At 49.2% G+C, this 25,002-nt stretch carries 15 protein-coding genes; 5 read left to right on the plus strand and 10 right to left on the minus strand.

Annotation, left to right across the window (positions count from 1 at the left end; genetic code table 11):
* Positions 1-26 precede the first annotated feature (26 nt).
* Positions 27-1,388: a dipeptidase gene (locus tag K334_RS0101070; protein WP_027444377.1), complete on the plus strand. Its 1,362-nt coding sequence runs from the start codon at positions 27-29 to the stop codon at positions 1,386-1,388.
* A gap of 199 nt (positions 1,389-1,587) precedes the next feature.
* On the opposite strand, the gene K334_RS0101075 is transcribed toward K334_RS0101070, so the two are convergent.
* From K334_RS0101075 to K334_RS0101095, 5 genes are all read right to left on the minus strand, one after another.
* A complete protein-coding gene (locus K334_RS0101075; RefSeq protein ID WP_027444378.1) occupies positions 1,588-3,396 on the minus strand; it encodes a MutS-related protein in 1,809 nt (602 codons plus the stop codon).
* Complete coding sequence (locus K334_RS15055; protein ID WP_169712449.1) at positions 3,397-3,534, minus strand: hypothetical protein; 138 nt, start codon at positions 3,532-3,534, stop codon at positions 3,397-3,399.
* 4 nt (positions 3,535-3,538) lie between these two features.
* On the minus strand, positions 3,539-5,083 hold the full coding sequence (gene guaA, locus K334_RS0101085; RefSeq protein WP_027444379.1) for a glutamine-hydrolyzing GMP synthase: 1,545 nt from the start codon (positions 5,081-5,083) through the stop codon (positions 3,539-3,541).
* 89 nt (positions 5,084-5,172) lie between these two features.
* Entirely contained in the window at positions 5,173-6,012 is an 840-nt protein-coding gene (locus K334_RS0101090) for a sugar phosphate nucleotidyltransferase (RefSeq protein ID WP_025881319.1), read from the minus strand.
* 54 nt (positions 6,013-6,066) lie between these two features.
* The gene (locus tag K334_RS0101095; RefSeq protein WP_025881317.1) at positions 6,067-7,608 is read right to left on the minus strand and encodes a RapZ C-terminal domain-containing protein; all 1,542 of its coding nucleotides are present in this window, start codon (positions 7,606-7,608) and stop codon (positions 6,067-6,069) included.
* Positions 7,609-8,328: 720 nt separating this feature from the next.
* Between K334_RS0101095 and K334_RS13195 the strand changes: the two genes are divergently transcribed.
* The 4 genes from K334_RS13195 to K334_RS0101115 all read left to right on the plus strand — a co-directional run bounded on the left by K334_RS13195 (position 8,329) and on the right by K334_RS0101115 (position 15,824).
* Positions 8,329-9,528, plus strand: coding sequence for a TlpA family protein disulfide reductase (locus K334_RS13195; RefSeq protein WP_161625367.1), 1,200 nt, complete (start codon positions 8,329-8,331; stop codon positions 9,526-9,528).
* A gap of 46 nt (positions 9,529-9,574) precedes the next feature.
* Positions 9,575-11,083: a sialidase family protein gene (locus K334_RS0101105; protein ID WP_025881313.1), complete on the plus strand. Its 1,509-nt coding sequence runs from the start codon at positions 9,575-9,577 to the stop codon at positions 11,081-11,083.
* 72 nt (positions 11,084-11,155) lie between these two features.
* Complete coding sequence (locus K334_RS0101110) at positions 11,156-14,251, plus strand: SusC/RagA family TonB-linked outer membrane protein (protein ID WP_027444380.1); 3,096 nt, start codon at positions 11,156-11,158, stop codon at positions 14,249-14,251.
* Between the two features lie 58 nt (positions 14,252-14,309).
* Entirely contained in the window at positions 14,310-15,824 is a 1,515-nt protein-coding gene (locus K334_RS0101115; protein ID WP_025881309.1) for a RagB/SusD family nutrient uptake outer membrane protein, read from the plus strand.
* Between the two features lie 102 nt (positions 15,825-15,926).
* On the opposite strand, the gene K334_RS0101120 is transcribed toward K334_RS0101115, so the two are convergent.
* From K334_RS0101120 to K334_RS13205, 5 genes are all read right to left on the minus strand, one after another.
* A complete protein-coding gene (locus tag K334_RS0101120; RefSeq protein WP_025881307.1) occupies positions 15,927-17,510 on the minus strand; it encodes a PKD-like family lipoprotein in 1,584 nt (527 codons plus the stop codon).
* 8 nt (positions 17,511-17,518) lie between these two features.
* Positions 17,519-18,394, minus strand: a complete 876-nt coding sequence (locus K334_RS0101125; protein ID WP_021590512.1) for a DUF4843 domain-containing protein — start codon at positions 18,392-18,394, stop codon at positions 17,519-17,521.
* Between the two features lie 17 nt (positions 18,395-18,411).
* The gene (locus tag K334_RS0101130; RefSeq protein ID WP_025881303.1) at positions 18,412-19,980 is read right to left on the minus strand and encodes a RagB/SusD family nutrient uptake outer membrane protein; all 1,569 of its coding nucleotides are present in this window, start codon (positions 19,978-19,980) and stop codon (positions 18,412-18,414) included.
* 16 nt (positions 19,981-19,996) lie between these two features.
* Positions 19,997-23,119 carry a SusC/RagA family TonB-linked outer membrane protein gene (locus K334_RS13200; protein WP_051218610.1) on the minus strand — a complete coding sequence of 1,041 codons (3,123 nt, stop codon included), beginning with the start codon at positions 23,117-23,119 and terminating at the stop codon, positions 19,997-19,999.
* A gap of 656 nt (positions 23,120-23,775) precedes the next feature.
* The gene (locus K334_RS13205; RefSeq protein ID WP_051540607.1) at positions 23,776-24,882 is read right to left on the minus strand and encodes a hypothetical protein; all 1,107 of its coding nucleotides are present in this window, start codon (positions 24,880-24,882) and stop codon (positions 23,776-23,778) included.
* Positions 24,883-25,002 lie beyond the last annotated feature (120 nt).

A 25,002-nucleotide genomic window follows, 5' to 3' on the forward strand; every position in this document is an offset into this window, starting at 1 on the left:
ATATAAATCACAACCATCAAACGACTATGATAAAGAAATATGTAGAAGAGAATAAAGAGAGAATGCTCGACGAGCTGTTCAGTCTGATACGCATACCGAGCGTAAGTGCGCAACCTGCCCACAAGGAGGACATGGCGCGTTGTGCCGAACGCTGGAAGGAACTGCTCTTGCAGGCAGGTGTTGACAGAGCGGAGGTGATGCCATCAAGGGGCAATCCGATGGTCTACGCCGAAAGAACGGTCGACCCCGACGCCAAGACCGTCCTGGTGTACGGCCACTATGACGTGATGCCGGCAGAACCGTTCGAGCTTTGGAAGACCGAACCTTTCGAACCGGTGATCAAGGACGGGCACATCTGGGCACGCGGCGCCGACGACGACAAGGGACAGTCGTTCATGCAGGCCAAGGCGTTTGAGTATCTCAACAGGCAGAACTTGCTGAAACACAACATGAAATTCATCTTGGAAGGCGAGGAAGAGATTGGCTCCGGCAGTCTTACGCCATTCATCGAGGAGCACAAGGAGCTGCTGAAGTGTGACGTCATCCTCGTTTCAGACACGGGAATCATCGCGCCGGACGTACCATCCATCACAACCGGCCTGCGCGGCCTGGCTTACTGGCAGATAGAGGTTACCGGTCCGAACCGCGACCTCCACTCAGGGAGCTTCGGTGGCGCCGTCGCCAACCCGATCAACGTGCTCTGCAAGCTCATCGCGGACGTAACGGGGTCCGACGGAAAGATTCGCATTCCGGGCTTCTACGACGACGTGGCCGAGACATCGGCCGAGGAACGCAAGCTCGTCGCGTCCATCCCTTTCGACGAGGAGGAGTACAAGAAGTCTATCGGCGTGAAGGCGCTCTTCGGCGAGGAAGGCTACAGCACGATCGAGCGCACCGGCTATCGCCCTTCATTCGACGTATGCGGCATTTGGGGCGGCTACACAGGTGACGGCGCCAAGACCGTCATCCCATCCAAGGCCTACGCAAAGCTGTCGTCACGTCTCGTACCCAACCAGGACTACCAGAAAATCGGCCGGCTGGTCGCAGACTATTTCAACCGCGTTGCGCCCGCCACGGTCAGCGTGAAAGTGGAGATGCACCACGGCGGCTACGGCTACGTTTGCCCCATCGACTTCCCCGCCTACAAGGCAGCCGAGCGCGGCTTCGAGACCGTTTTCGGAAAGCGTCCGCTGCCGGTGCGCATCGGCGGCAGCATTCCCATCATCTCCACCTTCGAGAAACTCCTTGGTGCGAAGAGCGTCCTCATGGGATTCGGCTTGGAGTCCAACGCCATCCACTCGCCGAACGAGAACATGCCCGTAGACCTCTGGCTGAAGGGCATTGAGACCATCATCAACTTCCATCTGGAGTACGACAAGGAAGCATAAGTCGCAAAAGAACAATTGCAATTCAGACCAGTCGGACAGGTTCATCCTCCCCCGACTGGTCTGTCTTCGTTTGCACCAGGCATCTATTTTCTCTCCTTCCCTGCTTGCCCCCAACGCTCCATGACGATATCCGCATCGTCATCGGCGCAGGGAGTCAGGGGCGGCTACAAGCCTTCAAGGACAAGCACACACCTTCCTGTCATTCTTCTATCACCTTCAGCACCCGCTTCAGCAGGTAGGTGGCGTTCTGGTTGCGGGCCACTCCCGGCGTGATGCGGTAGGAATAGGTGACATTCTCGCCCAATTCTATTTCAAAACAATAATTGCGGAACCTGTCGGGACGCTCTTCCGAAAGCCTGGAAAGCTCCAGGTCGTGCGTCGCAATGACACCCGACACAGGCAACTTGCATATCCGTTCCAGGAAAAGACGCGATCCGTTGAGCTTGTCCAACGAGTTGGTCCCCTTCAATATCTCGTCCAGAATAATCAATGTGTGCTGCTCTTCCGAGGGCAGCCCCTCACAATAGGAAGGATGTTTGCAGAAATGAACCAACTGTTCCAGCCGCAACAGTTCCGCATTGAAATAGGAAATGCCTTCCGCCAGGTCGTCCGTTGTGCGCATGCTGCTGAAGAGATTGAAGCGCGAAACCTTCATCCTGCGCGCAAAAACGGGAATGCCATTGCGCGCCAGGACATAATTGATACCAAGCGTGCGCAGGAACGTGCTCTTGCCCGCCATGTTTGCACCGGTCACAATCGTATAACTCCCGTCGGGAATGGCAAAGTCATTCGTCACAGCCTCTGCTCCAAGAAATGGGTGGAAGAGGCCTTCGGCTTCATAAACCATCGTCTCGCTTTCCACCACTTCGGCCTGCACGGCCGCCGGATGGTTGTAGACAAAGCGCCCCAAGGACACCAAGGCGTCGACATGGCTCAGCGCATTCACCCAGCGTTCGGCATGCAAGACAAAATCATCACGCCACTTCAGATAATCGCGAATCAAGAAGAAATCATTCAAAAGAAAGGTGTCCAACAGGAAGAGGCCCAGGATGTTGCCCCGCCGGTCGAGTCGACGGATGAAATCTTCCAACAGTCGTGCCGACTTCATGGCCTTTCGCAACTCCTCCACTTCCGACTCCATCGACTCCGGCCATGCTTGCTGGCGCTCACAAAGGCGCAGCAATCGCACAAAGCCTTCGCTTTCACGATGCAACAAATCGGTTTGACGGCCGATGGAACGTGCGTTTGCGTTGCAAAGCAGGAAGACGAGAAAGAACTGGAGCGTCGCGTAGAACAGGGGGAAGGTGGCTTCCAGCACGCCAAAAACGGCCAAAACGACAGATGAAAGGACAAGTCCTATCATGCAACAGGCCAGCAACTTTGCCCACATCCGCCCCATCCAAGCGGGCAACGGCAGCCCTTCCATCATGTTCCGCAACGCCAGTATTCCCAGCGTGTCGGTCTTCCGCTCCTGCCCCAACGCCTGAAACTCGTCCATGAAAGCCAACTGTCGGCTGAAGAACGCCACTTCCCGCGGCTGAAAACATATCTTTTCAAAAGACAGATAGCTTGCCAGCAAACGCCTTCCACCGCTTGTCACACTGCGATTCATGCGTGCATAGAGCGACCGCGGGCCGAAGACATCAAGGTCGAACGTGAACGGATGGTGATAGTCCACGAAATCCCGCCCGTCGTCGAAGTGGCTGTAATCGCCTTGCAACGCCTCCAACTCATGCTGATAGACGTGCTGCAGGTTCTCGCTGTCGGCTATCCGCCTGGCATTCCGCCCATCGAGCAACCGAGCGATTACGTAACAAGCCAATGACAAGCCCGACAGGAGCAAGGCCGTCCACCCCAGCGGCGTGCCGACATAGGCTGCCAGCCCACCGATAAAGAGGCAGAAAAACAAGATTTCCGTCAGGATGAAAACGCGGTTTCGCCGTTTGAGACGGGCCACTATACCCGCCAACGCTTCATGACGGGATGTATAATATTGGTGATTGTCCATTTATTTCACGTGATCTTTCGTCACCATATCATAATAGAGCGCCTCCAACTCTGCCAGTGAAAGCCGCTCTATGCTGTGTTCCAGCTTGCGTATGAGTTCCTCCCGACGATAGTCGCCGGTCTGCTGACCAAAATTCATAGGCTTACTCCCACTCTATTGTCGAAGGTGGCTTGGAAGAGATGTCGTAGCAAACACGGTTTACACCTTTCACCTTATTTATTATTTCATTGCTCACCTTGGCCATGAAATCGTAAGGAAGGTGCGCCCAGTCGGCAGTCATCGCGTCCTGACTTGTCACCGCGCGCAATGCCACCGGGTGTTCGTAGGTGCGCTCGTCGCCCATCACCCCTACCGAACGAATCGTGGAGAGCAACACGGTGCCAGCCTGCCACACGTGGTCGTAGAGACTGGTGCCGTCGGGCATGGTGTAATTGTGCATGTTCTCGATATAGATGTCATCGGCGTCTTGCAGAATGCGCACCTTCTCACGGGTGATGTCGCCCAAGATTCTGACTGCCAGGCCCGGGCCGGGGAACGGGTGGCGCTTAATCAGCCGCTCGGGCATGCCGAGTTGGTTGCCCACCCGGCGCACCTCGTCTTTGAAAAGCCACTGCAACGGCTCGCACAACTGCAGCTTCATCTCCTTGGGAAGCCCGCCGACGTTGTGATGACTCTTGATGGTCATGCCGGTAATGCTGAGACTTTCGATGCGGTCCGGATAGATGGTACCCTGCGCCAGCCACTTGGCGTCGGTGATCTTCTTGGCCTCTGCATTGAACACTTCCACAAAGTCACGGCCGATAATCTTGCGTTTCTTCTCGGGATCGGTCACGCCTTCCAAGTCCTTGAAGAACTTCTCGCTGGCGTCAACACCTATCACGTTGAGCCCCAAGCCCTCATATGCCGCCATCACTTTCTTGAATTCATTCTTGCGAAGCATGCCGTGATCGACGAAAATGCAGGTGAGGTTCTTGCCGATGGCACGGTTCAGCAAGGTTGCGCAGACCGAAGAGTCGACGCCACCGGACAGCCCCAAGATGACACGGTCGTCGCCCAGCTGAGCCTTGAGGTCTACCACCGTGCTGTCAACGAACGACGCCGCGCTCCACTCCCGCCTACTCTTGCAGATGTCCACCACGAAATTCTTCAGCAACAGGGTGCCTTGTGTGGAATGAAACACCTCCGGATGGAACTGCACGGCCCACAAGGGATACTTGGTACTGGCATAGGCTGCGAAGCGAACGTCGGCCGTGCTGGCTATCACATGGCAGTCGCTGGGAATGGCCGTTATCGTATCGCCATGGCTCATCCATACTTGCGAGTCGTCTTCGAAGCCTTTAAACAGAGGATTCTCCTTGTCAAACTGCCGTAAATTGGCACGGCCATACTCCCGTGTGCCTGTTTGCTCCACCTTGCCGCCGTTCGCGTATGAAATGAACTGGGCGCCATAGCAGATTCCGAGCACGGGATATTTGCCCACAAACTGCGACAAGTCCACCTTGAAAGCCTCCGGATCATGGACGGAATAAGGCGAACCGCTCAGAATCACGCCGATGACGGCAGGGTCGTCCTTGGGAAACTTGTTGTAAGGAAGGATTTCGCAGAAGGTGTCCAGTTCGCGGACACGACGCCCGATGAGCTGCGTCGTCTGGGAACCGAAGTCAAGAATTATAATCTTCTGTTGCATGTTGTTAAGAATTTATATGATTGCAAAATTATGAAATTCAATTGGTTGGAAAGGCTTCGTCTGAAAGAAACAAGCTGGAAGTTCCCCCGTCACAGTGTTGTCAGGAAACTTTCAGCTTCTTTCAGTGTATCGAGTTTTCCCACATCCATCAGTCGCAGATCTTCTTTCAGATAGCCGCGTATGGGTTGTTTGTGGCAGTTTTGCAGGTAGAAATCTATGATGGGGAACTTTTCGGGACAGTCGGCCATCAGCGGAAACAGTGTCGGGGAGAAACTGTGAATGCCCGAGAAGGCGTAGAATCTCAGGATGGGCTGTTCCGAAAGCGCGGCTGCCGGCTGCCGATTCATCCGCATGCACTCTTCTGCCGTTCGGGGCATTCGCGCCGCCCGCACCCAGCCATGTGGACTCTTCACCTCTCCTGTTCCCAAATGAAGCCAGCCTACCAGCAGCATATCCCGGTCGAATATGAGATAACGCTGCGTCTCCCGCCAACTCACGAGCAAGGTTGCTCCGACTTGTCGTGGGGATTCGCCGAAGCCTCGGCTTGCCACCAATGGGTCCAGCGTATAGAACTTGTGCAAATCCACATTGCTCAGAATGTCGACATTGTGTATCAGGATGGGGGCGTCCGACCGAAACAAGGGACAGGCTTTCTTGATTCCGCCACCCGTTTCCAGCAATCCTGTGGTTTCGTCACTGACCTTGATGTCAAGTCCGAAATTGTCATGGGCTTGCAGAAAGTCTATGATCTGGCCGGCAAAGTGATGCACGTTCACGACCAAATGACTGAATCCTGCCTCTTTCAGCTTCAGGATGACCCGCTGAATGAGCGGCTGTCCCCCCACCTCTACCAGTGCCTTGGGCATTGTATCGGTCAGCGGCTTCAGCCTTGTGCCCTTTCCGGCTGCAAAAATCATCGCCTGCATCATTGTCGTAAATATCTTTTTATGGTCGCTTGTATCCTTGTTGAAAGTGTCAAAGGCTTATTTTGCCTCCAAAGTCTTGCTTATCTTCTGCTCACGATGGCAGATTTTCACCTCCACACCAAACTTTTCGTGTATATGTTCGGCCAAATGCTGGGCACTGTAGACGCTGCGGTGCTGACCGCCGGTACATCCGAAAGAGAACATCAGGCTGGTAAAGCCACGCTGGATGTAGCGGGCGACATGGTGGTCGGCCAGCTGATAGACGCTGTCCAGAAACTTCAATATCTCTCCATCGTCCTCCAGAAATCGAATGACAGGCTCGTCCAGTCCTGTAAGTTGCTTATATGGCTCGTAACGGCCAGGGTTGTGGGTACTTCGACAGTCGAAGACATAGCCTCCGCCATTGCCCGATTCATCTTCCGGAATGCCCTTGCGATAAGAGAAACTGAACACTTTCACGACCAAGGGGCCCTTTCCGTCATACTTGGAGAAGGTTGCCGGACCGTCTTGGGGGTGGGCCGCGTAGACGTTGGAGCTGGTGGTCTTGAAGCCGTCGGCACGTGGATTCACGTGTGGCGCCTGCACGGCAAACTGCGGCAGGTCGCACAGACGCTTCAACATCTCCATCATATAAGGATAGGGGAAAACTTCGGGATTCATCCGCAGCAGCTCCCGCAGATTCTGCATGGCCGGCGGAATGGAATCAAGGAAGTGGTTCTTGCGCTCAAAATAGCCCCGAAAGCCGTATGCGCCAAGCACCTGCAACGTTCGGAAAAGCACAAAGAGGCTCAGTCGTTCGACAAAGTGGCGTTCCGACGGAACCTCTGTATAATTCTTCAAAGAGTTGTAATATTCGAAAATCAGCTCCCTACGAAGCTTGAACGGATACTTGGCGGAAGCTTGCCACAGGAATGAGGCCAAGTCATAATAGTACGGTCCTTTGCGGCCACCCTGAAAGTCTATGAAATAAGGATTGTCGTTCTCGTCCAGCATGATGTTGCGCGCCTGGAAGTCACGATAGAGGAAGCTTTCATTGCTTTCCGAAGTCAAATCCTTGGCAAACATTCTGAAGTTGGCTTCCAACTTCAACTCGTGGAAATCCAGCCCCGTGGCCTTGAGAAAGCAATATTTGAAATAGTTTAAATCGAACAAGACACTATCGTTATCGAACTCGGGTTGCGGATAACAGTTAGACCAGTCCAAGCCGCGTGCGCCACGAATCTGTATTTCGGGCAAGGCGACAATCGTGCGCCTCAGCAGTTCTTTCTCCTTCTGGTTGTAGCGGCCGCCGGCATCGCGCCCCCCCTTGATGGCGTCGAACAAGGAACGACGTCCCAAATCGGTCTGCAGATAGCACAATTCGTCATCGGAAACCGCCAACACCTGTGGAACCGGCAACTTTCGGGCTGCAAAATGACGGTCCAGATAGATGAAAGCATGATCCTCATCCCTGCTCGTCCCTTTCACACCAATAAGCGAAGAACCGTCGGCAGCCGTGAAACGGAAATACTCGCGATTGCTACCCGCACCCGGAAGTTTCTCCACTTGAGCCGGCTCCTGCCCCGTCCAGCTCTTATATAAATCCAAAAGTTTCTGCATACCAAGATTCTTTACCTCTGTTCCTTTCCATCAACCGATTCTATCCAACAGCCAGATATGGAAAGAAACAGGAACATGCCGTTCCATAGTGCAAAAGTAATATAATCACACGGAAAATCAAAACGAATATATAAAAAAATCGGATGTCATCCCGACAACCGATTTTCATAAACAAACTACTTAAAAACTAATCTACTAAAACAAATCAAAAAAATATCTTTTATCTGGATTCACTATGTAAAATCCAACTATTTTCCAATTCTTCTGTGCAAATATAATAACTTTCAGAATACCCTCAAAGTATTGAAAGCATTTTTTTATTTATTTTACCGAAGTTTCGCACGTCCCATCGCTTTAGGAATGAAAGAACTTACAAATGAAGAAGAGTAGTGACAAACCGTAAATTACAGGCATAACCCTATGATACTATTCTATATAATTAAATATGTGAAAGACGAGTTAAAAACTGCATGAGGCGTTTTTTATAGTTAAATAATAAATATTTTTCATAAACAGAATGCCGTTTTTTTGTATCATATTTCCTTTTTACATACATTTATCCGCAAAATACAACATTTAGGGTTCTAAGTATAGGTATCTCATATATCAAACCATGATAACTGCTAATTTAGACATTTCATATACCCAACCATGAAAAAGAGAATGTATCTCTTTTCTTTCTATGCAAATTACATTAACTTAAAATTATATTATAAGAGTATGATTAAGAAATCTTTCGAATTGGTATTAGCACTTTTGTTGCTATCTTCCATGTGTGCTTTTGCACAAAAAACAGTGACCATTAAAGGCCATGTAAAGTTCATCAACGATGATTTTAAAGTCAGCGTTTACCAATATTATGGTACGGGGAAGAAGGTTTTGGCAGAGACAAAGGTCGATCCTACTACACAAAACTACAAGCTGACAGTACCTGTAGAGGAGCCGGGCGAAGCTTTTGTAAACTGTGGTGAATGGCAAGATGTCAATATCTGGCTGGAAGATGAAAATCTCGACATTGACTTCAGAGGTGAAGACACGGCCAAAATCAAGGTGAAAAATCCACCATTTGTCTATATCAGGGGTGGAAAGAATAATGAACTGATGAATCTTATCAACTTCATGGCATATCGCAATTATCAGGCGATGATTGCCTATTCACAAAAGACATACGCCGCAAAGTTTGCCGACGAAGAGAACAGAAAGGAACTGACGATGTCATTATACGATTTCATGGGTGACGATTTCAGAGCCTATTGCCGCTTTTTCGCAGAATCCTATGCAGACCGAAACAGCGTGATGGCAGCCATCTCAAGGTTGGACTACGATGAAAATAAGGAACTGATAGAAAACACGTTAACCCGATTGGCAGCCGTTTCTCCTGTTGCCAAGCAATTGTCAGACAACTATCGCAAGGAAATCGCTGAACAAAAAATGCGAACAGAGCGTGTAAAGGTCGGTGCTACAGCTCCTGAATTTGAGGTTAAAGACATTAAAAACCAAACCATAAAACCGGCTAACTTCAAGGGCAAAGTGCTCGTTATTGACTTCTGGGCCAGCTGGTGCGGTCCGTGCCGACAGGAAATACCCAACTTGAAGAAGTATTATGAAGAATTCAAGGGCAAGGGAGTTGAGTTTTTAAGTGTCTCCATCGATGCAAAGAAAGAAGCATGGTTGAAAGCCATGAAAGAAGAAAATATGGCATGGAAACAAGGTTGGACAACAGATGCAGGCAAAGAAGTGATGGATTTATACCAGTTCTCAGGCATTCCTTTCATCTTGATTATCGACAAGGGAGGCAAAATTTATAGAAAAAACGTCCGTGGGGAAGAAATTCACCAAGGCATTGTCGACGTTTTGGCCGGGAAACCTGCCCAGGAGGAAGAAACCACCAGTATCAGTATGGGGGCCATGAGCATGTAATCTTTATCTTTTACCTAATATTATTCACCATTCAACACAAGTTATTATGAGCGTTAAGAATTTATTTATCGTGGCACTTGCTTGTGCAGGAATAGTCTTTTCCTCCTGCTCCAAAGAGGAGGAAGAACCCGTTGTCGGTATTGTCTCGGGTAGCATCACCCCACTTGGCAGTTCTATTACCTATAAATTGGAACCGAGAGGTGCCGGTGTTTTGGAAAACACGAATGACAGCGTGGCATGGGATGTAACGGATGTTGCCCTATCTGAAGCAACAGTCAAGCTCGATCCTACGCTTGACGCAACTGTTTTTTACAACAATCAGCCTGTAGGAGCACAAGGCGTTGTTGTCAATGCGACAGCCGGCGTCAGCTTTACTGCAAAAGGTTCGAGCGGTAAAACCATGACTTATACATTGAATATCGTTCGGGCAAAGGGTGCCGAGATGGGCTTTAAGAAAAAAGCGTCGGTATTCAACGGACTACCTTCCAAGATATCATGGATGGATGTAACAGTGTTCAAAGGTAAGTTTTATGCACTTGTCATTTCTACAAAAGCTGCAACGGGCAAATCACCTGATGACATGGAAGAGTTGTACCAACTGTTCAATTCTGTCGACGGATTGGCTTGGAGTGAAGTTCCCTACACCGTGTCAGGGGCCAAAGATGTAATCGGTGGTGAAGGCGCACGCTTGGTAACATTTAAGGACAAGCTCTACGTTTTGGGCGGTATGCGCACTTTGGGTAAGGACAAGTTCGGCAATCCGGCTGAATTGGAAGACGGATGGACTGGTCCTTCGCCCGTCATCAAACAGTGGCGCTCGTATGTTTCGACAGATGGCACGAGTTTTGAAGCGCTTCTTTCCAAGACAAAAATCAAGAAAAACGGTAAGGAAGTAGCTGAAGAAGCGATGTACGCGTATAACAATCCCTATCCTACAGTAACGCCCTTTGGCGACAAACTATACGTCCATGGCGGATATACCATAGGATTCGGAATGATGCAAGGCTCCAGCAATACGCTTTCTACATCCGATGGAATAAACTGGGAAGTACTGACAACAACCGTAGCCGACGATGCGAAGTTGACAATACCCACCATTGGCACCAATATGTTCGCGTTTAAAGACAAGCTATATATGATAGGTGGCTTTTCCAGCTATATCAGTCCGAAAAACATGAAGAATGGAGTTTTCTCGTCAACAGATGGCACCACCTGGAAAGTCGTGGCCGAAGATGTCGATGGTTTCAAGAATCTGTATCAGTCGAAGGCTGTTGTCAACAACAACATCATCTATTTGTTCGGAGGCGAAACTTTAGGCGAAGATGGTGAAACACGTATTCCCAGCAACTTCGTTTACCGCTCTACCGACGCCATCCATTGGACTCCACTTGTCGTTCCAAAGTCGTTTACCGGAACCCGTTGTGCTTCTTCGGCCCTCATGGGGCAAGCCGTCTGGTTCTTCGGAGGCTATAACACAGTGTCGCAAGGCTACTATGTCAACCCGACAGTGAATGATACTTATGGCTCCGACACGTGGAACGCTATTTTTAAGTAACCGTTTTCTCACATAAGGTCTTCCTCTTTCCATCATTATTTTGGAAAGGGGACCCCTTTGATTTATCTAAACATGAAAAGAGGAACCTTTATAATTTTATTTGTTTTGACACAGTCTGTAATGCTTTTTGCACAAAAAAAGACTGTCAGTGGTAATGTTGTAGACAAGAACGGGAATCCCATTGAATTGGCAACCATCAGACTGAAAAACAACACTGCTTATACCTCTACCAACGCTTCTGGCGCCTATTCGATAACCGTATCGAAAGGCGATACGCTGTATTACAGTATGCTGGGATACCAGGCTCAGCGTAAAATAGTAGGCAAGTCAGACCGAATAGATGTGGTAATGTACGAAAGCCAAGACGTCACCTTGGCCGATCTTGTGGTAACAGGCTATAGTAAACAAGAGCGGCGAGACCTTACAGGAGCGGTGTCTTCCGTCAAACTCGCTGACGATATCGCTTTTCAATCTATTGACCAAATGCTACAAGGAAAAGCTCCCGGTGTCTTCATGTCCACATCTTCGGGTGCATTGGGATCGGCCAACGTTCTGACGATTCGTGGAATAAGTTCTATCATGGGTGACAATAATCCATTGTATGTTATCGATGGGGTACCAATCTATGGCACAGACCGATCGTCCAACTCGGCCGATGTCTCAGGTGGAGCCATCTCTGCCACATCTATGACGGGCATGCAGACTGGCGGCGGGTCATTACAATATAACACGGAATTGAAATATTCCTTTGAGAAAAATCCGTTGGCGACCCTCAATCCCGACGACATCGAATCCATCGAAATCCTGAAAGACGCGTTTGCCACGGCCATCTATGGGTCGAGAGGGGCCTCGGGCGTCATCCTCATCACGACAAAAAAAGGCAGCAAAGAGCGGCCGCGCATCAATATCAACTATACATTGGGAATAGACCAACCGCTGGGAAAACTGAAATTATTGAACGGCAAACAATATTCACAGATTTATTCCAATTATTTTAGTGGATTGAATTTCCCATTGGGACACGATACAGACTGGCTCAATGCCGTCACACGGACAGCTGTCAGCCACAATGTATCGGCTTCTTTTTCAGGAGGCTCACAGAAAACAACTTATTTCTTGAGTTTAGCTGCATCCAATAATCAGTCGTATGTCATCAACAACGATATGCAACGCTATTCAGCACGGCTTAATCTAAACACGAAACTCACGCCTAAACTCGATCTTGCCGTCAATGTTTCCATCTCACGCTTAAACAACAATGCTCTACAGGCTCCTGAGATTTATGCCGCAGCCATCAAGAAAGCGCCTAACCTTCCCATCTATGATGAAGATGGAAAATATCACTATGGCTTCGCTCCGAACAGTAAAGGTGATCCTGAAACCTACAACCCTGTTGCGCAAGCCTACATCAATGATGAAGGAAGCGAGGATACGAGAGTGATCGGCAACACCTATCTGGAATGGCATCCACTGAGCTGGCTCACCTGGCGCACAGAATTGGGAACAGACATGTATAACGTTTTCTCCTCTATTCGGAAAGGCGATTTACCAGAACATGTGAAAGGAGTGGCAGGCAATCAAGCGCAAGAGACGACCAAGTTAAACCTCAAATATGTCATTACCAATACGCTGAACATCAACAAGATTATAGGCAATCATTTCATACAAGGCGTTTTTGGACAAAGCTATGAATATGTTCGTGACCGTATCAACTCTGTAGCAGGAACCAATTTCTTCAGCCCTGATCTGATTGGTGTAGGCGCAGCACAAAGCAAACGTGTCATAAGCGCATACTCCGTGAAGTCTGCCTTGTTATCTGCTTTTGCCCGCCTTAATTATCAATGGAAAATGAAATACATGCTGGGATTGACCTATCGCGTGGACGGCTCTTCGCGTTTCAATCGCAACCACCGCTATTTAGGAACACCATCGGCCAGCATTGGTTGGCGCTTGTCCAACGAACAATTCTTCAGAGAAGCATTTCCTTTTATCAATCAAGCCAAGTTAAGAAGTTCTTTCGGCTTATCCAGCAAAGACGGAAACAATAGTTACTACGGAGCACAGGCCACTTATAAGTTGAACACACTGACTACTTATGGAGGCCTCAACTATCTACAGATGTCACAACCTGGTAACGAAAACCTGAACTGGGAGCACACATTCACGTGGAATGCGGGCTTAGATGTTGAGGCTTTGAAAAGCAGGCTCAAGCTGACATTGGACTACTATTACAAGAAAACGACCAATATGCTCTTTTCGTCCAACCTCCCTCTTTATACCGGTTATACCAAAGAGAATCAGAATATCGCAGATATGATGAACACGGGATTCGACTTGCAAATCATCAGTGACAACATTATCTCCAAGAATTTCCAATGGCAGACCATCTTCAACATATCCTCGGCGACGAACAAAATACTGAAATTGAATTTTGAAGGCAACCAACTCGACGAGTTGAACAGTTCATTCAAGTATTACCAAGAGGGAAAAGCAGCTGCACAATGGTATCTTCATCGTTGGGGCGGAGTAGATCCCGAATCGGGAAACCCGCTATGGGTTTATGCAGACGGCACCGTATCCACCGTACCTCCCGCATCGCAGAACGCCACTTCGCAACTCAACAAATTTGTCTATGGCACGGCAATGCCTACTGTCTACGGCTCGATCACCAACTCATTCAGTTACCGCAACTTCGAACTTGATATATTTTTCAACTATGCTTTAGGCAGTCACATGATGAACAGCACACGCGCCACCTTGCTCACCTATACGCAGGAGGCTAACAATCTGTCATCTGAAATCATGAAACTGTGGCAGCTTCCCGGCCAAAAGACGGATATTCCCAAGCTGAAAAACACGTCAATCATCGGAGCATACGATTACACTACATCGATTACGTCAAGCCGTTTTCTGGAAAACAATTCATACTTACGCCTCAAAACGCTTACCTTGGCCTACCGTTTCCCACAAACATGGCTCAAACGTTCCAAGCTATGTCGGCAACTACGGCTATACATTACGGCTACAAACCTTTTTACTTTGACCAAGTATAGCGGTTTAGACCCGGAAGTAAGTGCCTTCGGTTCGTCCGCCACTTTATCAGGCTACGACAACAGCACCATGCCCTCATCGCGCAGTATGCAATTCGGTTTAAGCGCAACTTTCTGACAAGTGTGACTTAAACCCTTACAAGAAAAGAGTTTTCAATCACTAACGACAAAACGATATGAATATCAAATATATACAAAACGGTATGATTCTGGGGCTGACAATTTTCATAACAGCTTGCGGATTGGATCTGGAACCCGAGAATACATACGTAGACGAAAAGGTATACCGCAATGAGAAAACGGCTTTGGCTGCCTTGACCGGCAGTTATGTCAGGCTGAATGTCTTTCTGAGCGGTGCCCCCCAAGACCAAAACAATTATTCAAACTCGGGCTATACCTTCGAATTAGGCGACTTGACAACCGACAATCTGAAGGTAAGAGCCACCTCCCCCACCTTTGTTGCTGTAGAAGAAAGTAAGTATACATCCAATGAACACGATAATTTCTTATACCAAATCTGGCATTGGGGGTATAATGCAATTGATTATTCCAACAATATTATTCGGGGAATCGAGCAATACGGGCAATATGCAGAACCCATCAAACGGCAACATATAGCAGAGGCTAAATTCATCAGGGCTTACGTTTATTTCCAACTGTTGGCCATGTTCGGTGACCAGGCTCTATTGGGCAACGATGCGGGCGATGGAGTCGTGCTCACTCTTGAACCTTACAGTGGTTACAATCCCAAAGATTCAAAAGGCAGAAGTACGAACAGCGAATGTTGGCAGCAAATCATCAAAGACCTCACGGAAGCGCTTCCCGACTTGCCTGACGCCGTTCCCGCAACCTCATCACGCATCAGGGCGACAAAGAGCGTAGCCCAAAGCCTGCTCAGCAGGGTATATCTATACAAGGCTTCTTACAAAGACAATCAGGAAGAACTGAAGCTAGCGGCCGATTATGCCCATGCCGTTCTCCAAAACACAGCCTACCTGTTCTCTTCTTTATCAAGCGAATATTCTAACAATCTCTTCCCTTCCAATGAATTTTCGCAGGCCGGCAGCTATCCCGATCCGACGACATACAGCACGGAACTGATCTTTTTTGAACCAAGCAGAATATACGCCAAGAACTATCCCAACGGCATGGCATACTATCGCAAGGTCAGTTTTTATATCCCAAAGGCAGCCATTAATTATTATGAAGCTAACGATGTACGCCGCACCAACCTAATCAAACACGGCTCGACGGCCGATAATCCCAACGATTACACGACGGCCAAATACTATGGAGGCAAGTACGACGACGTTATTTATCTTCGTTTGGCCGAAATCAAACTTACCTACGCCGAGGCTCTGGTACGGTCTTCCAATAGCATTTCCCAAGCGGCAATCGACCAACTCAATGAAGTTCACCAGCGCGCATTCCCAAACGACAAGAAGCCTGCACTATATACAGCTGCCGATTTCCCGACAGCAGAAGCATTGCTCCGTGCCATATTGAAAGAACGTCGCATGGAATTGGCCTATGAAGGTCAATATCGATGGGATCTTATGCGCACCAACAATTTGCTTGGAGACACCACGCTCGGCTCTATTGCCCCCAATCGTTGGAATCTTCCTATTCCCGAATACGAGATACGTATCACAGAAGGATTAATTAAACAGAACAGCGGATACCTTCAATAAGTGCCTATATAGATATAAACAAAGAAGTGATTTTCTATGATTCCCCCAAAAATTGTGCAGGCTTCGTCATACAAACCTGCACAATCCAGGGGGATTAAGCCATTAATCAGAACAATTACGATAAGTGACACTCTTTACTTTCAGGCTGGTTTTCCAAGGATAACTTCCTGTCTTGTATTGCTTTTCCGCAAATGACACCTCATTAGGATCGTCTTTCATCTCATACTTGTATACGAAGCCCTTCTCTGTTGGAGAATAAGTAGCGACAATCACGTCGTCAGGATTGTCATCCGAATCAAAGTCCATGGCGAGATATGTGATTTTCCCCTTGAAACTGTTCAGCTTCTTTGCTTTGTTGGTGTTGTAATTGTATGCCCACAAATCCTTGTTCACTGCGTAGAGTATTATCGGCTGGCTGGAATAAAACGTATAGTGCGAAGCCTTGGCGAAGTCCTTGGCCACCGACAGGTCTACCTGCCGAGCGGAAGAACGTTGCATGCCTGTAGCTGTGTATCTCACGATACGGAATACATAAACGAAGAAATTGCCGTCGGCATCATTCATCAAAGCATAGGAATAACCAGTATTGGCATTCTCTCCATAGACCAAGTCTCTCGCCGGCGTATATTTGGTCTGGTCTGCACTAAAGGGCAAATCGGAAGAGAAACTGTAATCGGCAAGATTGGTAACGCCATAGGAAGCTCCGTTGACACGCACGAACTTATGATTTGTCTTGTCGTAAAAAGCCAACGTGCTCACATAACCTCCTGTTGCCGGATAAAATACGTAGGGCGACAACTGCACCAAGTCGTTTGAGCCGGCCGAATAGCAGTTGAAAGGATTGCCATAGGATTCCCCCATGGGCATCTGCGAACACCAGAAGGCATCCTTGTCGGTCAGCAGGCATCTGAAACTTCCGGACATGCAATCGTTCGCCTTTCCATAAGGTTTTGGAAACAAGCCTCTCACCACATACGGTTTCGTCGTCCCCTCGATGGATGGGAAAATCATATTTTCAAGACTCTTGCCGGTATTGAAAGTAATCCTCGTTTCATTGGCAGAACTGTTCAACGCGTAAGAGTTGTCTTTGGTAACCGCCCAGAGTGCTTCAAAATCCATAGAGTAACTATGTCCCATGAATACAAGTTTCTCCGCGCTTCTGATACCTTGCGTATTGTCGAGCAAACCAGCTATGACGGTTGTATCCCGTCCTTCCATCATACTGATGAAGTCTATTCCACAAGTTCCATCGTCCTTGTCGCCAAAAACATAGAAGCCCCGCACATACGGACTCAACACATTCAAAGCACTACGTTTCTCGAACACCATCTTGCTGTCTTTGTCCTTCACCCGAAAGAAGAGACGATACTCTCCTGGAACGACATTGACAGGAAAAGAAAGGTCTTTCTCTCTGCTGATGGTCTGATGCCGGTGATAACTCTCATTCAGCGCATTGTTGCACAAGAACCATTCGTATGTAAACTGATCGGATTTGTCGCCTGACAACGTCCCCGTCACTTTCACCGGAATTTCCAACGTTTCAAGGTTCGTCACCTTGTAGTATTGGCCTTCAATTCCTTCTATCCGCGCCTCGTTGATGGCATTCATGGTGTTGTTGCCCTCATCTTCCACACACGACGAGAGTGTAAGAACGCCAAGCAGATATATCATATAATATTTCTTCATAGCTTCACTTATTTATTATAATACTCCTCTGGTTTGGTAAATTGGCTCCACCCACGTGTTCCACCAAGAATATTGACGTATGAAACCCACATCATACTCCCATCTTCGTCAAGTACTGGCGTTTCTTTCATGGCTGCGTCGAGCAGCTGCTTCGCCACTTTTTGGCTGACGGCTTGCGCACGGGCAAAGCTCATTGTATTGCCATCCTTGAAAGCCGTGATGTCTGTGCCGGTAACTTCCATGATATAACGATACTTCTTGGCAGAGAACTGCCCGAAAAGGCCTCCTGTAGCAGAACCATACCATCCGGCAGGCTTCGTGAGCACATCATTGACAAACACGTTATGAACAGCAGCATTGTGGTTGCCGTCAAACTTCTTGTTGACAATGGGAGCGTAATGGCCGGGAGAATCTCCGAAATCATCAAACATCAAGTCAAAATACTGGTTCGGCTGGATGGTCAGCTGTATTTTGACCGTATCGCCATTCATGCGATCGGTCTTCTTGACCTTTATTTTAACATCCGCACTTGTTTCCCCTGCCTTGATGACGTATTCCGACAGCAAACCTTCATATTCAACATTTGCTTCGGCCGTGGTGCTGTCGGGGTTGACGACAACAGCGAATGGTCTGTCGTAATCCTTGATGTCACCAGTAGCTCCCACTTTCAGCGTCAATGTCGTGTCATTGGTCGTCATGTTGCCAAAAGCCACTTCCGTGAAATTGTAATGCGCCCAACTCTTTTCCGCAATCCACGCCTGCCCTCTCCGCACATCAAAGTAAAGACAGTCTTTGCCTTCATAACTCATCAGTTCTTTCTCACAGCCTATCAGCGATGCGAGAACGACGGCAAGCAGCAAAATCGAAAATATTTTCTTTTTCATACGTTGATCCCTCCTTTTCATTTGTTTACTCTCTTATTGACCTCAACTTCCGGCAAGGGCCAGACATAGTTTGAGAGCTCCATCTTATAGGAACCTTCCATAGCGGTCACCGTTCCCGTCCAATAATTCGGCTTGCCGAACTCCGTACCGGACATCATCTGCTCTGCCGCGTGCCGCTTGTAATAATAGAACATCTGTCCCTCTCCTATCTCCTCGCGCATGAACTCGCGATAAACATAGTTCTCTATCTCCTTGTCCCCACCTGTGGCGGACAACTCCAAGTTCACGCAGTTTCTTGCCTTGCGAATTTCATTGATATAACCTATGGCCTCTTCCGGTGTCTTGGCACATTCTGCCGCAATCAAATAAATCTCACTCAGCCGGATTAGCGGCTGCATGTAGCGATAGTTGGTATCTTCGCTGAGGTCTGCAAACTTCTTGAAGCATAGCGCATTCTGTTTGTTCAACATTCCTCCTTCATCATTGGAAGACAATTCCTCCACAATCCACATGCTGCTGCGACGCAAGTCGCCCATATCGTCATAGAAATAAGAAAGTTTTGATTCCAAATCACCCTCTGCCAACGACGCTCCCTTGAAATAGAGCGTATTTTTCATGTCGGCTTGAGGACTGAAAAGTGCATCATAACCTTTTACCCTCGACCTGTTGTAGAGCGCGAACATCACCTCTGTCGAGAAAATACAATCAGGATTCCTGCTGTCGGTCACGGCTTTTTTGGCTATCCAGGGAAAGGTGTTGTTCTTCTTGTTCTCCTCGATAATCGACAAGGCAGTGGCATAGGCATTATCCTTGTCGCCCATCCAAAGATAGAGTCTGGCCTTCAATGCCAGAACTGCGTAATAGTTCAGACGGTATTGGCGATAGCGCAGCAAAGTCGTCTCATTGGGGTCTTCTCCATCACCATTCACCACCCCATCCTTGCGGATACGGTCTTCCTTGAGCAATTCAGAAGCTTCATCGAGGTCGCGCATGACTTTTTCAGCCACCTGCTTTGCCGTCAAGATGGGCTGGACATCCTTCGACGACGTCTCTTGGTAAGGGATGGCTTTGTCATTCTCCGTCTCCTTCGAATAGATGGGGCCATAGAGGCGGAGCAAGTCGAAATGGAAGAAAGCCCGCAAGGCCAATGCCTCACCCTTGACGTATGGCTTATAGATGGCGGAAAGCTTGCTGTCACTTACGTCGCAATGCTCTATCAACGTGTTAAGGTTGGCTATGTAGAAGTAGAGCGAAGTCCAGATGGCATTCGACCGGCTCTTGAAGCTCTCCTCGGAATACTTGTAGTTGGCAGCGATGTAATAGGCATGGTTGCTGTTTTTTGCCACATTATAATATTGTGCCATCACGTCTATCATCCCCATGCTGAGCGTTGTGGCATAGGTCTCGTTCATTTTTGAGTAAATCCCATTGAGAGCCGCAAAATATCCATCGTTGTTCTCGTAGAGTTTACCTTCCAAAATGGAGTCTTCCAAGTCGACCTTCAGCCATTCCGAACAAGATGTCATGGTCGCCATGGTAGCTACGGACAGGAATCCGAGCTTTATTATCTTTGATATATTCATCATTGTCTGTATTTTAATGTTAGAAACGAAGTCCGATAGAAGCAGATACACTTCTTGAGAAAGGATAGTCAAGGCCACGCTCTTCCTTGATCGTTGAAATGCGGAACAGGTTGTTGGTGTACATCCTACAGTAGATGGACGACAATCCAGCCACGTTCAGCCATCGAGCGGTGGTGTTTTCATATCCCAAAGTAAGGCTGGTACACTCGATCGTATTCTCGTCAGCCACAAACCTTGAGGAAATGTTGGTCGTCGACGTATCATCAATGCGCTTGAACTTGGCGCGGTCGCCGGGCTTCTGCCATCGGTCGTGCAGGGCGCGGCGATCCTGATTATACTTGATGGACGTCTGGCTGATGTTCTCCACCTTGGTCAAGAGCGTGTTGAGCTTTGCCTGGCCGCCAAAACGATAGGCGAAATTCACGCCCAAGGAGAATCCTTTCCACCGGAGTGTGGTTCCAAAGTTGCCTTGCGCTTTCGGCGTGGCGTCTCCACACACCACCTCTTCGTTGGAATCCCACTTGTAAGTATAGGTTCCGTCTCTCTTGAGGAAGAGTTCGTTACCGCTCATCGGGTCTATGCCGAGCGACCTGACCGCCCACAGGGCCGTTGTACTTGCCCCGTCATAATAGCGGGTGAGGGTTTGCGAAGCCCTGCCTTGCTCGTTGAGTTTTTCCAAGATGTCACCTATATTATAATAGGTGGTCTTGGTGTGCAGCAAGTTGCCAGTGAGGTGCCACACCAAGTCTTTACGCTTGATGACATCATAACCGAGCGTAAGTGCGAAGCTATGGTTGTCCGTTGCTCCGATATTCATAGGAATGCTCGAAACACCCGTGGAAGTAGGCTGCTCTACGGGAATGAGTTCCGGGTCGGACTTGCGAATCGTATAGTCGAGAACCACTGACAAGCGATTCTTGAAAAGCAACGCGTTCAAACCGAAGTTGTGGGTCTGGGTGCGTTTCCACTTCAAGTTTTTGTTGCCCCATTGCGACACGATGGCGGCGAGGCCAAACGGATTGGCATTGGCCGTGTAATAGCCGTACACGTTGTTGGCGAGCCTGGCGTTTATGTTGTCGGTGCCCGGTTTGCCATAGGTGTATCTCAACTTCAGATTGTTGACGACATCGTTCTTCTTGAAGAAGTGTTCGTTGTGGATGTTCCAGGCCACACCGATGGAATAAGTGGTTGAGAACGGATTGTTCACACCGAACACCGAAGCGCCATCGCTACGCAGATTGAAGTCGAACAGGTAGCGCATGTCGTAGGCATAGTTGCCGTTCATGTAGAAACTGGCAGAGCGGGTCTTGGTGATGGACGAAACAGGTTTCTCGCCATCTGGATAGCCATTGGAAAAGTTGGGATTGGAGAATTGGTCGCTTATATAGCCCCGCACGGAATAGGTGTCGCCGCTGTTCTTGCGCCCGGACGCCTGCGCCCCTCCAAGCAGATTGTAGGTATGCCCGCCGACCGTGCCGCCATAGCTCACCATCAGGCTGCCGTCAAAAGAAGTGTTATTGCCGATGCGGTTGGAATAACTGCCCCGCTTCAGTTCCGTACTGCTGGTGAATGTGGAGGCAAATGGAGACTTGAAGGTCTCGCCGGTGCCCCGCGAGGTTGTAAAACCAAAACGTCCCGTGACACGAAGCCCCTGAAGGGGGCGATACTCTACGTTGAAATTGTTGTTCAACGTGACGTTGTCGCTCTTGCTGAAGCTCTTCTGGCTGAAGTCCCACAATGGATTGTAAACATATTGGGAGCCTCCCAAGGTGCTGTAGGATTCCAAGACCTTATACACCTCGCCGTTCTCGTCACGCTTGGCATAATAAGGGTTGGCCGAAGAAAACTGACGGAACGACACCACATTGTCATCGGTCGTGGTGTAATAGATGTTGGTTTGATTGGTGAAGTTGAATTTGTCTATGCGATAGGACAAGACCACCGACCCGTCGATGTTCTGTCGGTCGGAATTTTTCATCACGCCCTTGGTGTCCTTGTATCGAAACGTGAGTCCGTAGCGGAAAGCCGAATCGCCTCCTTCGGCGTTGAAGCTGTGGTCCTGGGTGAAGCCGAGCCGCAGCGGTTCGTTCATCCAATAGGAATCCAGGCCTGCAACCACCTTTTTATATCTTGAGTAATAGGTGGCGCGATTCAAGTCGTTCAGTATCTCTCCTTCGCCGTCGAGAGTGCCATAGTAGCCCGACATCTTTTCAAATTCGAGTTTCTCACGGGAGTTCATGAGGTTGTAGTCAGTCAAGTCGGCCCAGCTCAGCTGGAAGTTTCCATTGTAGGTGAAGCGCAACTTGCCGGCTTCGGGCTTCTTGGTCTCCACCACGATTACGCCGTTGGCGGCCTTCGAGCCGTAGATGGCTGTCGAGGCTGCATCTTTCAGTATCGTTATGCTCTCCACCCGGTCCATGCTGAGGTCTGAGATGCGCTCAAGGGTGGTCTCGAAACCATCGAGGATGAAGAGCGGACGGTCGGGGTCGGTGCCGTAAGCATCGGACAGCCCGTTGATGCTGGTGGCCCCGTTGATCGACACTTTCATCGTCGCGTTGGGATTCGAACCCATCAGATTGTTCTCAGCAATCACAAACGACGGATCCAACGCAGAGAGGCTTTGCAGAACGTTCTGGTTGCCGACGGCTTTCAAGTCCTCCTGTCTGAAGGACGAAGCTGAACCGGTGAAGCTCTCTTTCTTGCGCGTGTAGATACCCGTGACCACCGTCTCGCCGAGTTGGTGGGCGTCGGACTGCATCCTGACGGTGTATTTCCTGCCAGGTTCCACGCGAACCACCTGCTTGCGCATGCCCACATACGAAAACGTGAGCGTGGAACGGCCTGTGGACAACATGGCCTTGTATTCGCCATTGACGTCTGTCACGGCGACAGTCCTGCCACTCTTGTCCGTCACGGTGACGCCGACGAGCGGTTGGTCATCATCGTCGACGACGACTCCGCGGTACAACTGTCCCTTGGATGTGTTGCTCACTTGTTGGGGAACGTCCTTGCCTTCCTGGGCAAACACCGCTTGTGGCAAGAACAGAAAGCCGACAATCGCCCCCACAATGATTCGGCTGACGTTCGCCTTGCCGCACAAGAGGGGCAAGACTTCCATCTCTTTCTTAAACAATTCAACCATACATTCTTGGTATTAAATAAATGAATCTCTCTTTGGTGTCAAATGAAAAATCTCTCTTCGAACATACGATACGACCATCATGTGCTGAAACCGACCTCGCGGTCACAGCCAAAACACATCAATCACTGATTGTGCAACTTCCAAAATGGGAACGTTTCTAACAAACAAGGGGGTGAAACCGCCGCAATCCGCCATCCCACGTGCCGTGGGAAAGCCGTGACGGCGCCGACGCGTCCTGCGCGCTCCTGTCGTTGTTGTTTTGCATAGCGATTATCGTTGTTTTACGCTTTACTCCTCGCGGAGACATTTTACAGCTGCGAATATAATTCTTTTTTTACAAAACGCAACCGTTTCAGTTAAAAAAGTTCGTGAATTTGTAAATTTTGTGCAATTTCGATTAAATGGTTTGGCCCAAATGAGCAAACGGGAACTTGACGAAAGAAGCGGAACGGCACCACGACCATGAGCCAACAATTGGTCGGCTTTCAATCGAAAGCCCTCCCCTCGGGAGCAAGTGTCGGACAGTCATTTTCCAAAAGCTATCCTTTCTGCCGCTCAAAGCAGCCCTTTCAGCGCGCCAAAGCTATCCTTTTGCAACGCCAAAAGGCAGCTTTTACAAAGCAACGGCAGCCTTTTGAGAAACGTCCCGTAAAGCTTCAGTCCACGACATCGACACAAGCCTCGGCCGGATTCAGCACCATCCAACCTTTGCGGCGCGTCCTTGCATGAAGCTGAATGGCGACATGACCCATCGTCCGGCGCAGGTTCAATTCCACCAAAGGATTGATTCGTCCGTCCTCCAGCAACATCATGTCTATGCCGAAAGGGCCTGTATAGTTGCCGACAATCAATCCGTCCAGTTCCCGCAGGATGGCTTTCGTCAGCTTGTCCAGCAGTTTCATGTCCACATGGGCGGCCAGAAGTAGGCGCTTGTTCTCTTCCGTGTCCAGCAGATTGCCCAGATAAGCGCCATTCTTCGCTTTGAAAATGCTCAATCCTTGATAGCGTATGCCGGTGGAATCGGCTTCAAATTCCATGCCAAAATCCATCACTTTGCCGGCCCAATAAGGCTCCAGCATGACACATCCCTGTGCTCTGATGACATTCTTGATCCAGTTTTCTTGGTGGGAATCGACGTGTACGTTCCGCCCCATGCCGGCAGACCGGGCGTCAAAAGACGGTTCCAAAAGGCGCACCCCTCGCCCGCTGCTGCTCCACGGAGCCTTCACGACATAGCGTCTCCCCGCCTGAAGTGTATTATATAATAAGGTGTAATCGGAAAACCGGCGGGCTTCGACAACCACGTGAGGCAGGGTTTGAAATTTAGGGACAAGCTTCTCCGCCGCCCAAAAGCGCGCGCTCATGTTGCGTACATTCGCCAAATACGATTCTCCGGGCAGCATCGGAGCCAGCCGGGGTTGAATCGTGCATATGTCGGTCAGCAGCTTTTTGTCCATCCCCCAGCCCTCTATCGCAGTGATGCGATTGGCCCACTCGGCGGAACCCAGCATGTCGGGAGTTACAAAAAGGACGTCACCCCACCCTTTCCTGCCACTTGCCGAGCGGCCCATCCCCAACTTGGAACAGCCCGCCACGGCCCTTTCCACGTCGTCGACGAGTATCAAATCGCCGTCATCCGCCCAAATGACCGGAAGGAAATCAAACACCCGCTTCAAATGCGCAACGGCCTTGGGAAGCGTAAAACGGCAGCTGTCGAGGCCAAGGGAGATGTCGTGCTCCGGATTGAATACATGTAGTTTCACCGTACAAAGGTACAAAAACATCGTCGCAGCATAGCGGTCACCTATAAAGAATCATAAAATTAAATCGTTTTTTGTAATCCAGAGTTTGCAATTTAACAAAATAGTTACTACCTTTGCAAG

Origin of the sequence: Segatella baroniae DSM 16972 = JCM 13447, assembly GCF_000426585.1 — a bacterium.
Lineage (GTDB): Bacteria > Bacteroidota > Bacteroidia > Bacteroidales > Bacteroidaceae > Prevotella > Prevotella baroniae.